Origin of the sequence: Citricoccus muralis (assembly GCF_003386075.1) — a bacterium.
Lineage (GTDB): Bacteria > Actinomycetota > Actinomycetes > Actinomycetales > Micrococcaceae > Citricoccus > Citricoccus muralis.
This window is the reverse complement of record NZ_QREH01000001.1, coordinates 2,807,301-2,822,540: the sequence shown is the minus strand read 5'-3', so window position 1 is coordinate 2,822,540 and position 15,240 is coordinate 2,807,301. Positions and strand designations below refer to the sequence as shown.

18 protein-coding genes are annotated in these 15,240 nt (G+C 69.7%); 8 read left to right on the top strand and 10 right to left on the bottom strand.

All coding sequences use genetic code 11. The features are described 5' to 3' along the window. Nucleotides 1-10: 10 nt before the first annotated feature. Nucleotides 11-319 (top strand): YciI family protein, encoded by a 309-nt coding sequence (locus tag C8E99_RS12565; protein ID WP_115932568.1) that lies wholly within the window; start codon nucleotides 11-13, stop codon nucleotides 317-319. A gap of 41 nt (nucleotides 320-360) precedes the next feature. On the opposite strand, the gene C8E99_RS12560 is transcribed toward C8E99_RS12565, so the two are convergent. After that, nucleotides 361-1,557: a lactonase family protein gene (locus tag C8E99_RS12560; RefSeq protein WP_115932567.1), complete on the bottom strand. Its 1,197-nt coding sequence runs from the start codon at nucleotides 1,555-1,557 to the stop codon at nucleotides 361-363. Between the two features lie 3 nt (nucleotides 1,558-1,560). Next, nucleotides 1,561-1,992: a DUF3151 domain-containing protein gene (locus C8E99_RS12555; protein WP_115932566.1), complete on the bottom strand. Its 432-nt coding sequence runs from the start codon at nucleotides 1,990-1,992 to the stop codon at nucleotides 1,561-1,563. Nucleotides 1,993-2,153: 161 nt separating this feature from the next. Here C8E99_RS12555 and C8E99_RS12550 point away from each other — a divergent pair, with 161 nt between their 5' ends. From C8E99_RS12550 to C8E99_RS12540, 3 genes are read left to right on the top strand one after another with little or no spacing between them, the layout of a single operon-like run. After that, nucleotides 2,154-3,110 (top strand): putative selenate ABC transporter substrate-binding protein, encoded by a 957-nt coding sequence (locus tag C8E99_RS12550; protein ID WP_115932565.1) that lies wholly within the window; start codon nucleotides 2,154-2,156, stop codon nucleotides 3,108-3,110. 3 nt (nucleotides 3,111-3,113) lie between these two features. After that, nucleotides 3,114-3,902, top strand: coding sequence for a phosphonate ABC transporter ATP-binding protein (locus tag C8E99_RS12545; RefSeq protein ID WP_115932564.1), 789 nt, complete (start codon nucleotides 3,114-3,116; stop codon nucleotides 3,900-3,902). Further along, complete coding sequence (locus tag C8E99_RS12540; protein ID WP_147301235.1) at nucleotides 3,899-5,623, top strand: PhnE/PtxC family ABC transporter permease; 1,725 nt, start codon at nucleotides 3,899-3,901, stop codon at nucleotides 5,621-5,623. The genes C8E99_RS12545 and C8E99_RS12540 overlap by 4 nt, the downstream gene beginning before the upstream one ends. A 75-nt stretch (nucleotides 5,624-5,698) precedes the next feature. On the opposite strand, the gene C8E99_RS12535 is transcribed toward C8E99_RS12540, so the two are convergent. Beyond that, on the bottom strand, nucleotides 5,699-5,989 hold the full coding sequence (locus C8E99_RS12535; RefSeq protein ID WP_115932562.1) for a hypothetical protein: 291 nt from the start codon (nucleotides 5,987-5,989) through the stop codon (nucleotides 5,699-5,701). A gap of 71 nt (nucleotides 5,990-6,060) precedes the next feature. Beyond that, nucleotides 6,061-7,083, bottom strand: coding sequence for a class II fructose-bisphosphate aldolase (gene fbaA, locus C8E99_RS12530; protein WP_115932561.1), 1,023 nt, complete (start codon nucleotides 7,081-7,083; stop codon nucleotides 6,061-6,063). Nucleotides 7,084-7,396: 313 nt separating this feature from the next. Here fbaA and C8E99_RS12525 point away from each other — a divergent pair, with 313 nt between their 5' ends. Continuing rightward, nucleotides 7,397-8,707 carry a lipase family protein gene (locus C8E99_RS12525; protein WP_170144600.1) on the top strand — a complete coding sequence of 437 codons (1,311 nt, stop codon included), beginning with the start codon at nucleotides 7,397-7,399 and terminating at the stop codon, nucleotides 8,705-8,707. Nucleotides 8,708-8,744: 37 nt separating this feature from the next. Here C8E99_RS12525 and C8E99_RS12520 read toward each other — a convergent pair whose 3' ends face one another. After that, a complete protein-coding gene (locus tag C8E99_RS12520) occupies nucleotides 8,745-9,410 on the bottom strand; it encodes a TrmH family RNA methyltransferase (RefSeq protein ID WP_115933470.1) in 666 nt (221 codons plus the stop codon). Nucleotides 9,411-9,445: 35 nt separating this feature from the next. Next, the gene (locus C8E99_RS12515) at nucleotides 9,446-9,775 is read right to left on the bottom strand and encodes a hypothetical protein (protein WP_115933469.1); all 330 of its coding nucleotides are present in this window, start codon (nucleotides 9,773-9,775) and stop codon (nucleotides 9,446-9,448) included. Between the two features lie 41 nt (nucleotides 9,776-9,816). Between C8E99_RS12515 and C8E99_RS12510 the strand changes: the two genes are divergently transcribed. Beyond that, nucleotides 9,817-10,827, top strand: a complete 1,011-nt coding sequence (locus tag C8E99_RS12510) for a magnesium and cobalt transport protein CorA (RefSeq protein ID WP_170144599.1) — start codon at nucleotides 9,817-9,819, stop codon at nucleotides 10,825-10,827. 99 nt (nucleotides 10,828-10,926) lie between these two features. On the opposite strand, the gene pyrE is transcribed toward C8E99_RS12510, so the two are convergent. Next, nucleotides 10,927-11,499: an orotate phosphoribosyltransferase gene (gene pyrE, locus C8E99_RS12505; protein WP_115932560.1), complete on the bottom strand. Its 573-nt coding sequence runs from the start codon at nucleotides 11,497-11,499 to the stop codon at nucleotides 10,927-10,929. 52 nt (nucleotides 11,500-11,551) lie between these two features. On the opposite strand from pyrE, the gene C8E99_RS12500 reads away from it, so the two are divergent. Together C8E99_RS12500 and nadE are read left to right on the top strand one after the other, a co-directional pair. Further along, nucleotides 11,552-12,016: a MarR family winged helix-turn-helix transcriptional regulator gene (locus C8E99_RS12500; protein ID WP_115932559.1), complete on the top strand. Its 465-nt coding sequence runs from the start codon at nucleotides 11,552-11,554 to the stop codon at nucleotides 12,014-12,016. A gap of 26 nt (nucleotides 12,017-12,042) precedes the next feature. Then, complete coding sequence (nadE, locus tag C8E99_RS12495) at nucleotides 12,043-12,867, top strand: ammonia-dependent NAD(+) synthetase (RefSeq protein ID WP_115932558.1); 825 nt, start codon at nucleotides 12,043-12,045, stop codon at nucleotides 12,865-12,867. A gap of 24 nt (nucleotides 12,868-12,891) precedes the next feature. Here the strand turns inward: nadE and C8E99_RS12490 are convergent, their stop codons facing one another. Genes C8E99_RS12490 through C8E99_RS12480 form a run of 3 tightly spaced genes read right to left on the bottom strand, consistent with a single transcriptional unit; the run spans nucleotide 12,892 to nucleotide 15,196 of the window. Then, a complete protein-coding gene (locus C8E99_RS12490) occupies nucleotides 12,892-13,674 on the bottom strand; it encodes a hypothetical protein (RefSeq protein ID WP_115932557.1) in 783 nt (260 codons plus the stop codon). Further along, the gene (locus C8E99_RS12485) at nucleotides 13,671-14,795 is read right to left on the bottom strand and encodes an ATP-binding cassette domain-containing protein (RefSeq protein WP_245952320.1); all 1,125 of its coding nucleotides are present in this window, start codon (nucleotides 14,793-14,795) and stop codon (nucleotides 13,671-13,673) included. The genes C8E99_RS12490 and C8E99_RS12485 overlap by 4 nt, the downstream gene beginning before the upstream one ends. An 8-nt stretch (nucleotides 14,796-14,803) precedes the next feature. Then, nucleotides 14,804-15,196: a GntR family transcriptional regulator gene (locus tag C8E99_RS12480; protein WP_115933466.1), complete on the bottom strand. Its 393-nt coding sequence runs from the start codon at nucleotides 15,194-15,196 to the stop codon at nucleotides 14,804-14,806. Nucleotides 15,197-15,240: the final 44 nt, after the last annotated feature.

Sequence of the window (15,240 nt, the reverse complement as noted above, 5' to 3'; positions counted from 1 at the left end):
AGGACTCATCGTGCCGTTCTTGATCGAAACCTACGATGCTCCCGAGCGGGCCCAGGTCCGCCAGGACCGCTACGCCGAACACCTGGAGTTCCTGTCAGAGCATGCGGAACTGCTCCTGGCCTGCGGCGCCAAGCTCTCGGACGACGGCACTCATGCCGAGGGCGGGATCTACCTGGTGGACTTTGAGACGAGGGAGGACGCGGAGGCCTTCATCGCCCGCGACCCGTTCTCGCAGGGGAACCTGTTCCGGGAGGTCGTGGTGCGCCGCTGGCGCAAGGCGTATTTGGACGGACACAGCTTCCTCCCCCACCCCTCGTAACCCCCGCCCCCGCGTGGGTCACCCAGAGACATTCCTGGAACTCAGGAAGCGGGCAGCACGAACCCAGGTCGCCGCACGGTGATCCGGGTTTGCGCGATCTCGGGGATGCCGTCGGCATCGAGCGGGAGCCCGACGACGGCGTCGTCCCGTTCCAGCGCGACCAGCAGCGTGGGTGCCCCACCGGGATGGCCGAGCGCTATGTGGCGGGGCCAGTTCCCGCCGCACGGCACCTCGGTGAGGAGTTCGGGGGTCCCGGCACGGCGGATCACGCCGATGGTGTCGCGGCCACGGTTGGCCACGTAGATCAGCGCTCCGTCCGGGGAGACCACCAGGTGCGAGGGCAGGTTGTCCTGGGCGGATCCGGGATCCTGGTCCTGACCGTGGGTCGGGACGATGGCGACCTCGCGGAATCCCTCGGCAGTGGCTTCCAGGTCCAGTACGTGTAGCCGCGAGTCCAGTTCGCCCACCACAGCCAGCTGTTGTCCGTCGATGCCGGCATCCGGCAACTGGGGCAACAACGCGAGATGGCGGGGACCGGTGCCGGCAGGCAGGAGGTGTACCCAGGATGGCGGGCAGTCGGTCACGTCCACACCCGCAGTGTCCCCGGGAGCGGTCCCCACCCCGTTCCGGACGATGTCCTGGAGGGAGTACTCGAGGATGCGGTCGGCGCCCAGGTCCGTGACGAGCAAGCGGTCATCGTCCAGGAACAGCACGAAGTGCAGGTGCGGGGCCTCCTGGCGGGATGCCACCGGTCCGGACCCGTCCGGGGCCTGGACCGCCACCGGCTGGCCAAGCAGACCGCCCTCGAGGACGGGGGCCACCGTCAGGGTGCCGGAATCGTAGGAGGCCGCGGCCAGCCAGGTGCCGGAAGGGTTGAGGTCCGCATGGCAGGTATTCGCGCCACCGGTGGGCACGCGCTGGGACGTCAACCAGCCGACGTCGTTGCCGGGGGACGGGGACAGGACGGCGATCTCCCCCTCGGGCAGGTGCAGGGCGGCATACAGTCTGTCCTCCGAGACCGTGCCCGCACGGCCGCGGACCAGCCACGAGGGGGCGTCCGGCCCACCTCCAGCCACCGCATTCGCGTGCTCCGGCCAGCCGGTGGTACGCACGAGCCCGCCGGCGTTGGCCAGGGCGGGGGTATCGCCACCCGGGGTGTTGAAGGTGCCCACGAGGACGGTGTCAGCCCCTGCGGGGGCGTCGCTGCCTCCTGCGCCGACGGCGGGGTTCGGCATCATGGCTCAGCCCCGGGCGATCTGCTCTGTGGCCGTGGGATCGGCGTCCACCAGGAAGGCCTCGATGCGATGGACCTCTTCGCCCTCCCCGATGGCGGCGGCGGCCTGACCGAGCATGTAGAGCGAACGGAGGAAACCGCGATTCGGCTCGTGGGAGTAGGGCACCGGGCCGGCACCCCGCCAGCCCGCACCCCGCAAGGAATCCAAGCCACGGTGGTACCCCACTCGGGCAAAGGCGTAGGCATCGATGGTGCGCCCCTCGGCCCAGGCGTCCTCGGCCATCAGGGCCCAGGCGAGGGAGGACTTGGGGAACCGGGTGGCGATGTCCTCCGGCAAGTCGCCCGCCTCGATCCGCGCCAGGACCTCCGGCTCCTCCGGAAGCTGCGTGGGCGCGGGCTGCATGAGGTTCTTGCCGACGATCGACGCGTCAGAGGACATGGTGCTCCTTGTTTCGGGGGGCTCCGGGGGCGGGCGGCACCGGTAGTGGCGCGGTGGCCCACGCCGGAGAAGGACGGGACACCTCCGACCCTACCCGTGGAACCCCGCCTAGGCCGTGGCTCGGGTCACCACCGGCGAGGCCAGTTGGCTAGGATGCCACCATGCGCACCCCCCACCGCCATCTCCCCTGGTCAGTCGTGGGCCTCGGCCTCGCCGTGGCACTGACGGCTTCCGGTTGCGGCGGTGCACCCTCCGACTCCCCCGGCGCGGGCGGGGCCGCGGCCGCCGAGGAGCAGGAAGCGGGCCCACTGCGCATCAGCGCCATCCCGGACATGGACCCCTCCGACCTCGCCGAGCGCGAGGAGGCCATGGCCGTCTACCTCGCGGAGGAGCTGGGCGTGGAGGTGGAGTACGTCCCCGTCAGTGACTACGCCGCCTCCGTCAGCCTGTTCGGCACCGGGGACCTCGACCTGGTCTTCTACGGGGGTCTGACCGGCGTCCAGGCACGGTTGCGCACCGAGGGGGCGACCGTCCTGGCCCAGCGGGACATCGACGAGCGCTTCCGCAGCGTCTTCATCGCCCATCGCGACGCCGGCCTGGAACCGGTCGAGGACGTGGCCGGCTTGGCGGAGCTGACGGACACGCGGTTCACCTTCGGTAGCGAGTCCTCCACGTCCGGGCGCCTCATGCCGTCCTACTTCCTGGATCAGGCCGGGGTGGACCCGGCGGCGGACCTCGACGGCGAACCCGGATTCTCCGGCTCCCACGACCTGACCATCGACCTGGTGGAGTCCGGCAGCTACGAGGTCGGGGCCCTCAACGAACAGGTGTGGCGGTCCCGGACCGAGGCCGGAACGGTGGACACGGAGACGGTGCAGGAGATCTTCATGACCCCGGAGTATGCCGACTACCACTGGATCGGCTCGCCCGCCGTGGACGAGCAGCTCGGCGACGGCTTCACCGCAGATCTCCGGCAGGCCCTGCTCGACCTCGACGGCTCCGACCCGGAGGAGGCGGCGCTCCTCGAGGCCTACGGGGCGGAGGCGATCATCCCCTCGGAAGCCTCCGACCATGAGCGGATCGAGGAGATCGGCCGCACGCTCGGCCTAATCCGATGACGCATGACTGACCCGAAGGCGGAGCCTGCCCCCGCCGTGTCCCTGCAGGACCTCACGGTGTCCTATCGGGGCCACGAGGACCGATCTGCTCTGGACGGGATCACCCTCCGGATCCAGCCCGGCGAACGGGTGGCCCTGGTGGGGCCCAGCGGCGCGGGCAAGTCCACCCTGCTGGGCCTGTGCAACGGGACCGTCACCCCCACCTCCGGCCAGGTCCAGGTCCTGGGCACGGACCCTGCCCGGGCCTCCTCCCGGGGGTTGAGGGCGTTGCGGAGCAGGATCGGCTCCGTGCACCAGCACCTCAACCTCGTGGGGCCCCTGCGGGTGGTGCACAACGTCAACGCCGGCCACCTGGGCAGCTGGGGCCGGTGGCGGGCCCTGCGCTCCCTGGTCCGCCCACTGCACGTGGACGAGGCCCGCGAGGCCCTGGACCGGGTGGGCATCGCCGGCCACCTGCACCAGCGCACCGACCGGCTCTCCGGCGGGGAGCAGCAGCGCGTGGCACTGGCCCGAGTCCTGGTGCAGGACCCAGATCTCGTCCTCGCCGACGAACCGGTCTCCAGCCTGGACCCGGCCCGCGCCGACGAGGTGATGGGCCTGCTCTGCGGAGTACTGAGCCATGACCGGCCCGGCCGGACCCTGCTGGTGAGCCTGCACGACTTCGACCTCGCCGTGCGCCACTGCGACCGCGTGGTGGGCCTGCGCCAGGGCCGCGTCGTCCTCGATCTCCCCGCCGCCGAGGTGGATGCGCAGGCCCGGGAGCGCCTCTACGAGCTGGAACCCGACCGGTGAGCCCCAGCGGCCTGACGGCCCTGACCCGGCTGGAGGGGCCCGGCCGGCATCCCAGCTGGCAGTCCGGTCCGCACTCTGGCCAGCAGTCAGGTCAGCGATCCAGCCGGCGACCCGACCGGCCCGCCCGGTGGCCACGGCTCGGCAGAGGACGGACCTGGGCGACCGTCTGGGCGCTCGTCCTCGTATGGTCCGTGGGCAGCTGGCTGGCCGAGGACGGCCCCCTGGTCAACACTCGGGGCTGGCCGATGTTCGCCGAGTTCTTCGCCGCGGCCCTCACGCCGGACCTCTCGGCGGACTTCCTGGCCCGCATCGCCGAGGCGACCCTGACGACGCTCTCCTTCGCGATCTTGGGGACGCTGCTGGCCGTGGCCGGGGGCCTGGTGGTCGGGGTGCTCATCTCGGAGACCTGGTGGGCGGCCGGCTCGCCGGCCCGCGGCCGATCACGGGCCAGCCGCACAGCCCGCCGGGCCGGTTGGCTGGTCACCCGGCTCAGCCTGGCGCTGCCGCGGGGCATTCACGAGGCCGTCTGGGCCCTGCTGCTGCTCAGCGTGCTGGGCCGGGACCCGCTGGTGGGGGTGCTGGCGATCGCGATCCCGTTCGGGGCTATCACGGCCAAGGTCTACGCCGAGATCATCGACGAGTCCGCCCGCGGCCCCTTCGAGGCGCTGCGGGCATCCGGCGCCCGGCGTGGGCCCGCGCTGCTCTATGCCGTGGCACCGATCGCCCTGCCGGACCTGGCCTCGTATGCCTTCTACCGGTTCGAGTGCGCCGTCCGCTCCGCCGTGATCCTCGGCATGGTGGGTGCCGGCGGCCTCGGCTTCGAACTGGTCCTGAGCTTCTCCGGATCTCGTCACAGTGAGGTCTGGACGCTGATCTACACCATGGTGCTGCTGGGGGCCGTGGTGGACCGGTGGGGTTCCGGCCTCCGGCGTGCTGGCGGGCGGCGTTGGCGCACCGGCGGGACGGTGCTGATCACGGCGGTCCTCGCGATCACCGCGCTCGTGCACCTGGGACCAGACCTGTCCCGGGTATTCTCAGCCCGGACCGCCGGCCTGTTCGCCGGCCTGGTGGATGACCTGCTGCCGCCGGCCCTGCCCGACGGCGGGTGGTCCCGGTTGCTCGAGGACTCACTCGAGACGCTGCAGATGTCCCTCGTGGCCGGGTCGATCGCCGGCGTGGCGGCTGTGGGCGTGGCCTTCGTGGCGGCCCGCGGCCGGGGCGCCGGTGTCAGCCCCGTTCGACGGGCAGCCGGGACGGCGGCCCGTTGGCTGCTGTTGTTCACCCGGTCCCTACCGCCGCCGGTCTGGGCCTTGCTGGCCCTGTTCCTGTTCCTGCCGGGGCCGTTGCCCGGGGCGCTGGCATTGGCCGCCTACAACTTCGGGATCCTGGGCCGGTTGTGCGCCGAGGTGGTGGAGAACCTCGACCGGCGCTCCCATGACCACCTCATCGCGGCCGGCGCCCCGCCGCTCAGCGCCTTCACCTACGGGATCGTCCCTCAGGCCGGGGGCAGATTCCTGTCCTATGGGCTGTACCGCTGGGAGGTGGCGATGCGGGAGACGGTCGTGGTCGGCGTCGTCGGTGCAGGGGGCCTGGGCCGGCTCCTGGAGGATCAGCGGGTCGCCTTCGACTACGGCGGCATGACCGGGACCATCCTGGCTCTGGTGGTGCTCTCGGCCCTGGCCGACCTGATCAGTTCCGCCGTGCGGCGCTCCCTGCGCTGACCGGGTCCACCGAGCGGGCCAACCTCATCTGCTCAGCTGTTCGCCTGCTCGACGGCCTGAGCCCGCCAGGCGAGGTCACTCGTCCCCGAGGCCCAGCTCCTTGGCCTTGCGCTCCCACGCGTCATGCTCGTTGTCCCGCACCTCGCGCTTCTCCACGCGGGCTTCGAGGCGGTCGATGCGACGCTCAACCTCGGGCCTGACCTGCCCCGACTCCAGAGCCTCGATGCGCTTCTTGAGTCGCTCAAGCTCCTTCGGGTCAGACTCGCTGTCCGAGCCCGGAATGGCCTTGCCGGTCACCATGCTGAACACCATGATGCCGCCCCAGACGAGGATGGCGATGATGGCGATCCATGCGAACCAGGGCATGGGTTTCTCCTTCTCGAGGACGGCGTCCGGGGCGCTCACTGCGGAACGCGCCCGGCCGGCGTCGTGATGGGTTATCCGATGGACTGACCCGCAGAGCCGAGTTCCTGGCAGGCCTGCCCCACGCGGGTGGCCATGGCCTCCTCGGCCTTGGCACCCCAGGTGCGCGGGTCGTAGAGCTTCTTGTTGCCGACCTCGCCGTCGACCTTCAGGACGCCGTCGTAGTTCTGGAACATGTGCGTCACCACGGGGCGGGTGAAGGCGTACTGGGTGTCCGTGTCCACGTTCATCTTGATGACGCCGTAGGACACCGCGTCCGAGATCTCCTGGGCTGAGGAGCCGGAACCGCCGTGGAAGACCAGATCGAAGGGGCGGTCCTGGCCGATGCTGGCACCGACCTCGCGCTGGATCTCGTCCAGGATCTCCGGGCGCAGCTTGACGTTGCCCGGCTTGTACACGCCGTGGACGTTGCCGAAGGTCAGGGCCGTGATGTAGCGGCCGTTCTCCCCGGCACCGAGAGCCTCAATGGTGGCCAGGCCGTCCGCCACGGAGGTGTAGAGCTTGTCATTGATCTCATGGGCCACGCCATCCTCCTCGCCGCCGACCACGCCGATCTCCACCTCGAGGATCTGCCGGTTGGCGTGGGTGCGGGCCAGCAGCTCGCGGCCGATGCGCAGGTTCTCCTCAAGGGTCTCGGCTGAGCCGTCCCACATGTGGGAGTTGAAGAACGGGTCACGGCCGGCTTTGACCTCAGCTTCGGAGGCGTCCAGCAGCGGCATGACGAAGCCGTCCAGCTTGTCCTTCGGGCAGTGGTCCGTGTGCAGCGCGATGTTGACGCCGTAGTTCTTGGCCACCTCGCGGGCGAAGGCCACCATGGCCAGCGAGCCGGTCACCATGTCCTTCACGGAGGAGCCGGAGAAGTAGGCCGCGCCGCCCGTGGAGGCCTGGATGATGCCGTCTGAACCGGCCTCCGCGAAGCCCCGGATCGCGGCGTTGAGCGTCTGGGAGCTCGTGACGTTGATGGCCGGATAGGCGTAGCCGCCGTTCTTGGCGGAGTCGATCATCTCGGCGTATTTGTCCGGGGTAGCGATGGGCATTGCGGCTCCTTGGCGGTCGGGGCGTCGGGTGGCAGCGGGCAACGTCATTCGGCCCTATCCACGGTCCATCCTAGCCATCCGCGCGCAGCCGCTTGGTGGGCGGGTGGATCGGTGGTTCGGGCGGACCAGCCCGCGAGGGGCTTTACGGGAAGCCTCGCAGCGCATACTGTGAGCTACGTCACTTACTACTCACCAGTAACTTCTGGTGATGGGCCCTCACCCGCATCTCAAGGAGACCGGAATGACCCAAACGGGCAGACGCCCCCTGGCCCACTCGCGGCCCAGCTCACGGTCCAGGCCGCTGCATCGCGGCGTGGCTCTGCCCGCCGTGGCCCTCGGACTGACGGCCAGCCTGTTCGCCTCGGCACTCTCGGCCTCCGCCGCGCCGGCCGAGACCCTCTCCGAGTCCCAGGAGGCCGCCGTCGAGGACGTGGCGGACGCCGAGGTCCAGGACCGCGCCGAGGCCATGGAGGAACTGGCCGAGACCACGGACACCGACTTCTACGCGACTCCGGCCACCCTGCCGGACAGCCCCGGTACCCTGATCCGCTCGGAAGCCATGGACTTCTATCTGGACCCGGTCAAGCTCATCAGGCATCCGGCCACCGCCACCAGGATCCTCTACTCATCCACCAACGCCTCCGGGGAAGTTGTCCCCGTCAGCGGCACAATATTGGTCCCCCATGCGGCGTGGAAGGGCAAGGGCGAGCGCCCGGTGATCGGCTATGGCGTGGGCACTCAGGGCCTGGCGGACCGATGCGCTCCCTCCCGTGCCCTGTCCACGGGCCAGGAGTACGAGGGCCTGGTCGTCTCCTCCCTGCTCTCCCAGGGCTACACCGTGGTGGCCACCGACTACGAGGGCCTGGGCACCGAGGGACAACACACCTACATGGTCCGCGAATCACAGGGTCACGCGGTGCTCGATTCCCTGCGCGCCGCCGCCCAACTGCCGGATTCCGGCGTCACCGCCGAGACGCCGGCGGCCCTCGCCGGGTACTCCCAAGGCGGTGGGGCCACCGCCTCCGCCGCAGAGCTCGCACCCGGCTACGCCCCGGAGCTGAACCTGAAGGGTGCGTATGCGGGCGCCGTCCCGGCCGACCTCTTCGCCGTGGGGGATCTCATCGACGGCTCCCTATACTCCGAGTTCCTGCAGTTCGCCATGGGCGGCCAGTTCGCCGCGGCCGGGATCGACCCCGCCGCCTACCTCAACGAGGACGGCCTGGAGGTCCTGGACGAGGCCTCCGAGAACTGCACCGTGGACGGGCTCCTCGAGCACCCCTTCCTGGATTCGAGCGACCTCACCCTCGCCGGCCAGCACCTCAAGGATCTGATCCGCAGTGACGCCACCCTGGAGACGGTCATCTCCGAACAGCGGATCGGCGATGACCGTTCCCCGGAGATCCCGGTCGTCATCTCGCATTCAGTCCTGGATGACGTCATCCCCTACTCCACCGGCCGGGGCCTGGCGGGGCGTTGGTGCGATGAGGGGGCCACCGTGTCACTGGACACCACTGGCCTGCCGACCCACATCGGCGGCTACGTCGGCGGGATCCCGCGGATGACCGCGTTCCTGCAGGCCCGGTTCGCCGGCTGGTCGCCCGTCGACTCCTGCTGGCGGCTCTGAGGCCCATGGCGATGCGTGCCCTGACCGGCGGCTCTCGTCACGAGAGGACAGCATGACGCCGGATCCAGGCGTGCATGGCGATTCCGGCGGCCACCCCGGCGTTGATCGACCGGGTGGATCCGTATTGCGCGATGGACAGCGTGGCCTCGGCCGCAGCGTGCACCTCCTCTGACAGCCCGGGCCCCTCCTGGCCGAACACCAGCACGCACCGCTCGGGCAGGTCATACGTTTCCAAGGGCACGGAGTCCGGGAAGATGTCGATGCCGATCACGGCCAGCCCTTCGGCCGCCGCCCAGGCCGTGAAGTCCTCCACGGTGGGGTGGTGGTGCACGTGCAGATAGCGGTCCGTGACCATGGCCCCGCGGCGGTTCCAGCGGCGCCGGCCGATGATGTGCACGCCAGCGGCATTGAAGGCATTGGCGGTGCGCACCACGGTGCCGATGTTCAGGTCGTGCTGCCAGTTCTCGATCGCCACGTGGAACGTGTGCCGCTTGGTGTCCAGGTCCGCCACGATCGCCTCGAGCGCCCAGTACCGGTAGTGGTCTGCCACGTTGCGCCGGTCGCCCTCACGCAGGAGTTCAGGGTCCCACTGCTCCCCCGTGGGCCAATCACCCTCCCAGGGGCCCACCCCCACCTCACGCTCGGGTGCGGCATCAATCCCGGGCCCGACGTCGGCGCCACCGTTCTCCGGTGCGTCCCGCACCCCGGCGCCCGGGGTGCCAGGGCCGGCGTCGGGCGTCACTTGAGGCGGTCGACGAGCGCCCAGGAGGCGAACGCCGAGGCCCCCGCCACGGTCAGGACGGCCGGCCACGGGCCGATCTTCTTGGCGAGCGGGTGGGAGGCGCCGAAACCGCCGATGTACAGCGCCGACAGCGCGACGGTGGTGGCGGCACCGCCCTTGGCGGCCCACGTGCGGCCCGCGTAGGCACCGGCCGCGGCCAGGACCACGCCGCCGAGGGCGCGGACGCCGGTCTCGCGGGCGGTGAGGTAGCCGCCGACGAGCCCGAGGGCGGCCAGGGGGGCGGTCACAACGGACTCTGCGGGCTTGAACACACCGGTTTCGCTCATGGACACCACGGTAGCCGCTGTCCACGGCGCACAATGGACCCGTGACCATCGTCGACAACGCCATCTACAAGGACGGCCAGCGCATCCTGGCGCCCACCTCGCTGCAGGAGACCTTCGAGCAGTGCAAACGGCTCGGCGGGATGGCGTGGGTAGGGCTGTACCGGCCGGATGAGGCCGAGTTGCAGGAGGTGGCGCACGAGCTCAACCTGCACGAGCTGGCCGTGGAGGACGCCCTGGTCGGCGGGCAGCGGGCCAAGCTCGAGCGCTATGACGATGACCGGTTCTTCGTGCTCATCCCCGCCCGGTACCTGGACGAGACGGAGACGGTGGAGTTCGGTGAGCTCAACGTGTTCGTCGGCAGCGACTTCGTGGTCACGGTCCGCCATTCGGAGGTCCCGGACCTCTCCCGGGTCCGGCGCCACCTGGAGGAGCAACGGCCGGAACTGCTCTCCGCCGGAACATCCGCCGTGGTGCACGGGATCCTCGACTCCGTGGTGGACGACTACTTCCCCGTGGCCGAGGGCCTGGAGAACGACATCGCCGAGATCGAGGACGAGATCTTCGCCGGGGACGGCAACGTGACCCGCCGCATCTACGAGCTCTCCCGCGAGGTAGTGGGCTTCCAGCGGGCCATCCGGTCCCTGCCGCACATGCTGGAGACCATGATCGAGGCCCTCAGCGGGGACCAGGGTGCCCATCCGGACAAGGTCGAGGTGGTCCGCAAGCTGCGCGACGTGCACGATCACACCGTGCTGCTCAACGACCGGGTCGCCTCCATGCGCACGATGCTCGAGCATGCCCTGGAACTGGACTCCACCTTGACCTCGAAGAAGCTTGCCGAGGTGTCCGTGGCGCAGAACGAGCAGGTCAAGCGCATCTCATCCTGGGCGGCCATCATCTTCGCCCCGCAGCTGGTGGGCTCGATCTACGGCATGAACTTCGACCTCATGCCCGAACTGCACTGGGTGTGGGGCTACCCGTTCGCCCTGGGGCTGATGCTGGCGGTGGCGCTGACGTTGTTCGTCCTGTTCCGCAAGAACGACTGGCTGTAGCCCGCCGGCCCCCGCCACGACCCGACATCCCGGGTCATGAGCACGCCCGACGTCGAAACTCGCCGGTGCGGTCGACGCGTGTTGTGCTCGCAACCGGGGTCAGTCGAGGCCGAGTTCGTCCTTGCCGAAGGCATAGAGGTACTTCACGCCGGCCTCCTCCTCGATGCGTTCGGCGGCGCCGGTGTCCCGGTCCACGATCACGGCAACAGCCTGCACCTGGCCGCCGGCCTGGCGGACTCCCTCGACGGCGGTCAACGCCGATCCGCCGGTGGTGGAGGTGTCCTCGAGGACGACGACGGGGCGCCCTTCCACGGACGGTCCCTCCACCTGACGGCCCATGCCGTAGGACTTCTGCGCCTTGCGGACCACGAAGGCGTCCAGGGCCCGGCCCTGGCGGCCGGCCTCGTGCAGCATGGCGGTGCCGACCGGATCCGCGCCCATGGTCAGGCCGCCGACGGCCTGGGCCTCGACGCCGGCCTCGTCCAGCAGGTCCAGCATGACCCGGCCCACCAGCGGGGCGGCCTCGTGGTGGAGGGTGATGCGGCGCAGGTCGATGTAGTAGTCGGCCTCCTTGCCGGAGGAGAGGGTGACCCTTCCGCGCACCACGGCCAGCTCCTTGATGAGTTCCAGCAGTCGGGCACGGTCCTGAGTCTGAGTCGTCATGGACTCCATCCTAGATTCCCCGACTCTGGATTCTCCGGCAGCGCACTCCTAGGGTGGTGCCATGAGTGACCCCATTGACCGGGACGCCCCGTCGGGCAACCCCACCGAACAGATGCTCAGCTACTGGATCAACCTGGTGGACACCCTGCTGACCACGCGCGTCAACGAGTCCCTTGCCGAACACGGGCTCACGCGCGCGCAGTGGCAGTTGATGAACACCCTGACGGCCCGGCCCCAGACCACCGAGGAACTCAGCCAGTCACTGGCGCCCGCCGCGGCCACCACCGAGGAGGGGCCGCGGACGGTGGAAGAGCACCTGGACGAGCTCGTCGAGTCCGGCTGGCTGGTGGCCGAGGGCGGGATGTACACCCTGACCAGCACGGGGCGCACGTCCGGCGAGCGCGTGGCCGCCGTGGTGGAGGAGCTGCGAGCGGAGATCACCGAGGGGTTCGATGACAGCGAGTACCAGATGGTCGTCCAGGCGCTGAAGACCATGGCCAGGAACCTCGGCTGGGAACACGCCTGAAACATCCAGGCGCCTAGGCTGGACTCATGCGTGAACTGCAGCGAGAGATCATCGCCGAGATGGGCGTCAGCCCCGAGATCGATCCGGCCGTCGAGGCGGCCAGACGCGTGGCCTTCCTCCAGGACTATCTCCGGACCACCGGAGCCCAGGGATTCGTCCTCGGCATCTCCGGAGGCCTGGACTCCACCCTGGCTGGCCGTTTGGCGCAGCTGGCCGTCGAGGGGCTCCGCGCCGAAGGCGAGCAGGCCGAATTCGTCGCGGTCCGCCTGCCCTACAACGTGCAGCACGACGAGGACGACGCCCGGGCCGCCCTGGATTTCATCGGCGCTGACCGCGAGGTCACCTATGACATCGCCGCCGCCGTGGACGGGTTCGAGTCCGAGTTCGCCGCCGCCATCGGTGAACCGATCTCCGACTTCAACAAGGGCAACGTCAAGGCGCGTGTGCGCATGGTCGCCCAGTATGCGATCGCCGGGGGCCGTGGCCTCCTGGTGATCGGCACGGACCAGGCTGCCGAGTCCGTGACCGGATTCTTCACCAAGTACGGAGACGGCGGCGCGGACGTGCTGCCGCTGTTCGGCTTGAACAAGCGCCAGAACCGTGAGCTGCTCCAGCACCTCGGCGCGGCTGAGAGGCTGTGGGCCAAGGTGCCCACGGCGGACCTGCTGGACGGCAAGCCGGGCCAGACCGACGAGGCCGAGCTCGGCCTGGACTATGACACGATCGACGACTACCTGGAGGGCAGGACCATCCCGGACGAGGCCGCTCAGAAGTTGGAATCGATCTACCTGCGCTCCCGGCACAAGCGCACCACTCCGGTGACCATCCTGGACGGCTGGTGGCGTGGCTGACGTTCGCCCGGGCCTCATACTGACCTAACGTCCCACGGGCACCTTGCGCATGACCAGCCAGGACATCCCGTTGGCGAGGGCGGCGATCACGATCAGCAGGCCGGAGATCTTGGCGATGAGGTTCGTCGAGAAGAACGTCATGAAGTCGATCCCGGTGCCCAGCACCAGGGCCAGCGCCCCGAGGATGACCACCAGCAGTCCGGCGATCCCGGCCATCACCCCGTACTGGCCCCACCTCAGGTAGACGGCGGCCAGTCCGGCCCCGACCGAGAGGCACGCCAGGGTGATCGCGAAGCTGATGAGCAGGGTGGCCCCCAGGTCACCGTCACCGAGTGCATAGACGTCGAACATCCGCGCTCCCGTGAACCAGTGGCCGGTGGCCTGCTCCAGCAGCAGGAACGCCCCCATCAGGGCGGACAGGTAGGCGGACTGCACCACGATCCACAGGGCGGTCCCGGCCCAGTAGTGCCGGCGGGTGGATCCCATCATGCCGATGGCGAAGGGCATCGTCCGGGCGTAGGCGTAGACGCCGATCGTCACGATGAAGCCCGGCCAGGACCACAGCGCCGCCTGGTTGTAGCGGAAGCCTTCGGCGATCTCTTCGCCCGTGGCAGGTGTCAGGGCCACCAGCAGCAGGAAGATGACCACGCACACGGCGGCCACGGAGGCCAGCATGATGATCGGCACCCAGACCATCTGCAGGCGGTCCACGAAGTGCAGTCGGACGATCCGCAGGACGGGGTTCATCCCGCGGTGGGCGGTGGCGGCCGGTGCGGTTCCGGCCTGGGTCAGGGTTGCGGTGCTCATCGTGACTCCTTCGGGGTTCCGGCGGTCTCGCCCACGGTGTCGGTGGGCCTCGAGCCGATCGCGGCCACCAGGTCCTGGAGCCCGACTGGACCGATCTCCAGGTGTTGCTCGGCCGCGGCGGCGGCCAGGCCGGCGTCGGGCTGCCCGGCCAGGGTGACGGAGGACAGGCCGCCGATCCGGCGGGAGTGCAGGACGCTCCTGCCCTCCGTGAGCTGCCCGACGGCGGCCGCCGGGCCGGAGAGGGAGAAGGCGGCGCTGCGCGCCGAGTCCGCGTCGGCGTCCATGAGGATCCGGCCGTCGTCGATCACCAGGACCTTCTCCAGCAGGTCCGCAGCCTCATCGATGAGGTGGGTGGACATCACGATGGTGCGGGGGTACTCCAGGTAGTCCTGCAACATCACGTCGTAGAACAACTGGCGGGCCGTGGCGTCCAGGCCGAGGTAGGGCTCGTCGAAGAACGTCAACGGGGCTCGGGAGGCGAGGCCGACGACGATCGCCACCGAGGACAGCTGCCCGCGGGAGAGCTTCTGGATCTTGGTCTCCACCGGGAGCCGGAACATCCTCACCAGCCGTTCGGCGAAGTCCTGGTCCCAGCTCTCGAAGAACCAGGGGGCGGACTTCAGCACGTGCCCGGCCTTGAAGGACTCCGGGTACTTCTGGTTCTCCCGGGCGAAGCACAGGTGGGAGGCCGTCTCGATGTCCTCGAAGGGTTCTCGGCCCATCACCGAGACGTCCCCCTGGGTGGCCCGGTCCTGTCCGGAGAGGATGGACAGGGCGGTGGTCTTGCCGGCGCCGTTGCGTCCGAGCAGGCCGCAGATGGAGTTGGCGGGGATGTCGAAGTCGAGGCCGTGCAGAATCTCCTTGCGGCCGAAGGACTTCCGCAGCCCGCGCACGCTGATCACCGCCTCGGGGTTGATCGGCCGCCCGGCCGGCAGCGGCCTGGCCTCGTGGCTCAGGGCGCCGGCGGCATGGCCGGTGCCGGTGCTGCTGCCGGAAGCGGGCTCGGCCCCGAAGGGCGCGGCGGCCGCAGTGCCGGACGAGGTGCCGGATGGGGCGTCGCGTGCGGTGTGGTTGATGCCGCCGGGAGCGGTCTCGGGAACGGTGTTGGGAGTGACGTGCATGATTCCCCCTACAGGGATGATCGGGTGGTGTCTGCGGTGGTCGTGAGATCGGCGGCGGTACTGCGGATCATCTCGGACAGGTCCTCCGGGGTGATCTCCAACCGGGCCGCCTCGGTGAGCAACGGGTGGATGTACTGCCGGGTGAAGGCCTCGCGGCGGGAGCTCAGCAGCTTCTGCCGGGCACCGGGCACCACGAACATGCCGATGCCCCGTTTCTTGTAGAGGATCCCCGTGTCCACCAGCAGGTTGATCCCCTTGTTGGCGGTGGCCGGATTGATCCGGAGGAACGCGGAGAACTCGGTGGTGGAGGGCACCTGCGTTTCCTCCGGGTAGGTTCCGTCCACGATCCCCTGCTCGATCCGGAGCGCCAGTTGGCGGAAGATCGGCTGCGTGGCGTCCATCTCCATGCGGCGCTCCATTCCTGGGGGTCAGAGCCGGGAGGCTC

Bases quoted from the DNA above. Each gene is read 5' to 3' on its own strand.
- C8E99_RS12560 (WP_115932567.1), bottom strand. From the start codon at position 1,557: ATGATGCCGAACCCCGCCGTCGGCGCAGGAGGCAGCGACGCCCCCGCA.
- C8E99_RS12555 (WP_115932566.1), bottom strand. From the start codon at position 1,992: ATGTCCTCTGACGCGTCGATCGTCGGCAAGAACCTCATGCAGCCCGCG.
- C8E99_RS12550 (WP_115932565.1), top strand. From the start codon at position 2,154: ATGCGCACCCCCCACCGCCATCTCCCCTGGTCAGTCGTGGGCCTCGGC.
- C8E99_RS12545 (WP_115932564.1), top strand. From the start codon at position 3,114: ATGACTGACCCGAAGGCGGAGCCTGCCCCCGCCGTGTCCCTGCAGGAC.
- C8E99_RS12535 (WP_115932562.1), bottom strand. From the start codon at position 5,989: ATGCCCTGGTTCGCATGGATCGCCATCATCGCCATCCTCGTCTGGGGC.
- fbaA (WP_115932561.1), bottom strand. From the start codon at position 7,083: ATGCCCATCGCTACCCCGGACAAATACGCCGAGATGATCGACTCCGCC.
- C8E99_RS12515 (WP_115933469.1), bottom strand. From the start codon at position 9,775: ATGAGCGAAACCGGTGTGTTCAAGCCCGCAGAGTCCGTTGTGACCGCC.
- pyrE (WP_115932560.1), bottom strand. From the start codon at position 11,499: ATGGAGTCCATGACGACTCAGACTCAGGACCGTGCCCGACTGCTGGAA.
- C8E99_RS12500 (WP_115932559.1), top strand. From the start codon at position 11,552: ATGAGTGACCCCATTGACCGGGACGCCCCGTCGGGCAACCCCACCGAA.
- nadE (WP_115932558.1), top strand. From the start codon at position 12,043: ATGCGTGAACTGCAGCGAGAGATCATCGCCGAGATGGGCGTCAGCCCC.
- C8E99_RS12490 (WP_115932557.1), bottom strand. From the start codon at position 13,674: ATGAGCACCGCAACCCTGACCCAGGCCGGAACCGCACCGGCCGCCACC.
- C8E99_RS12485 (WP_245952320.1), bottom strand. From the start codon at position 14,795: ATGCACGTCACTCCCAACACCGTTCCCGAGACCGCTCCCGGCGGCATC.
- C8E99_RS12480 (WP_115933466.1), bottom strand. From the start codon at position 15,196: ATGGACGCCACGCAGCCGATCTTCCGCCAACTGGCGCTCCGGATCGAG.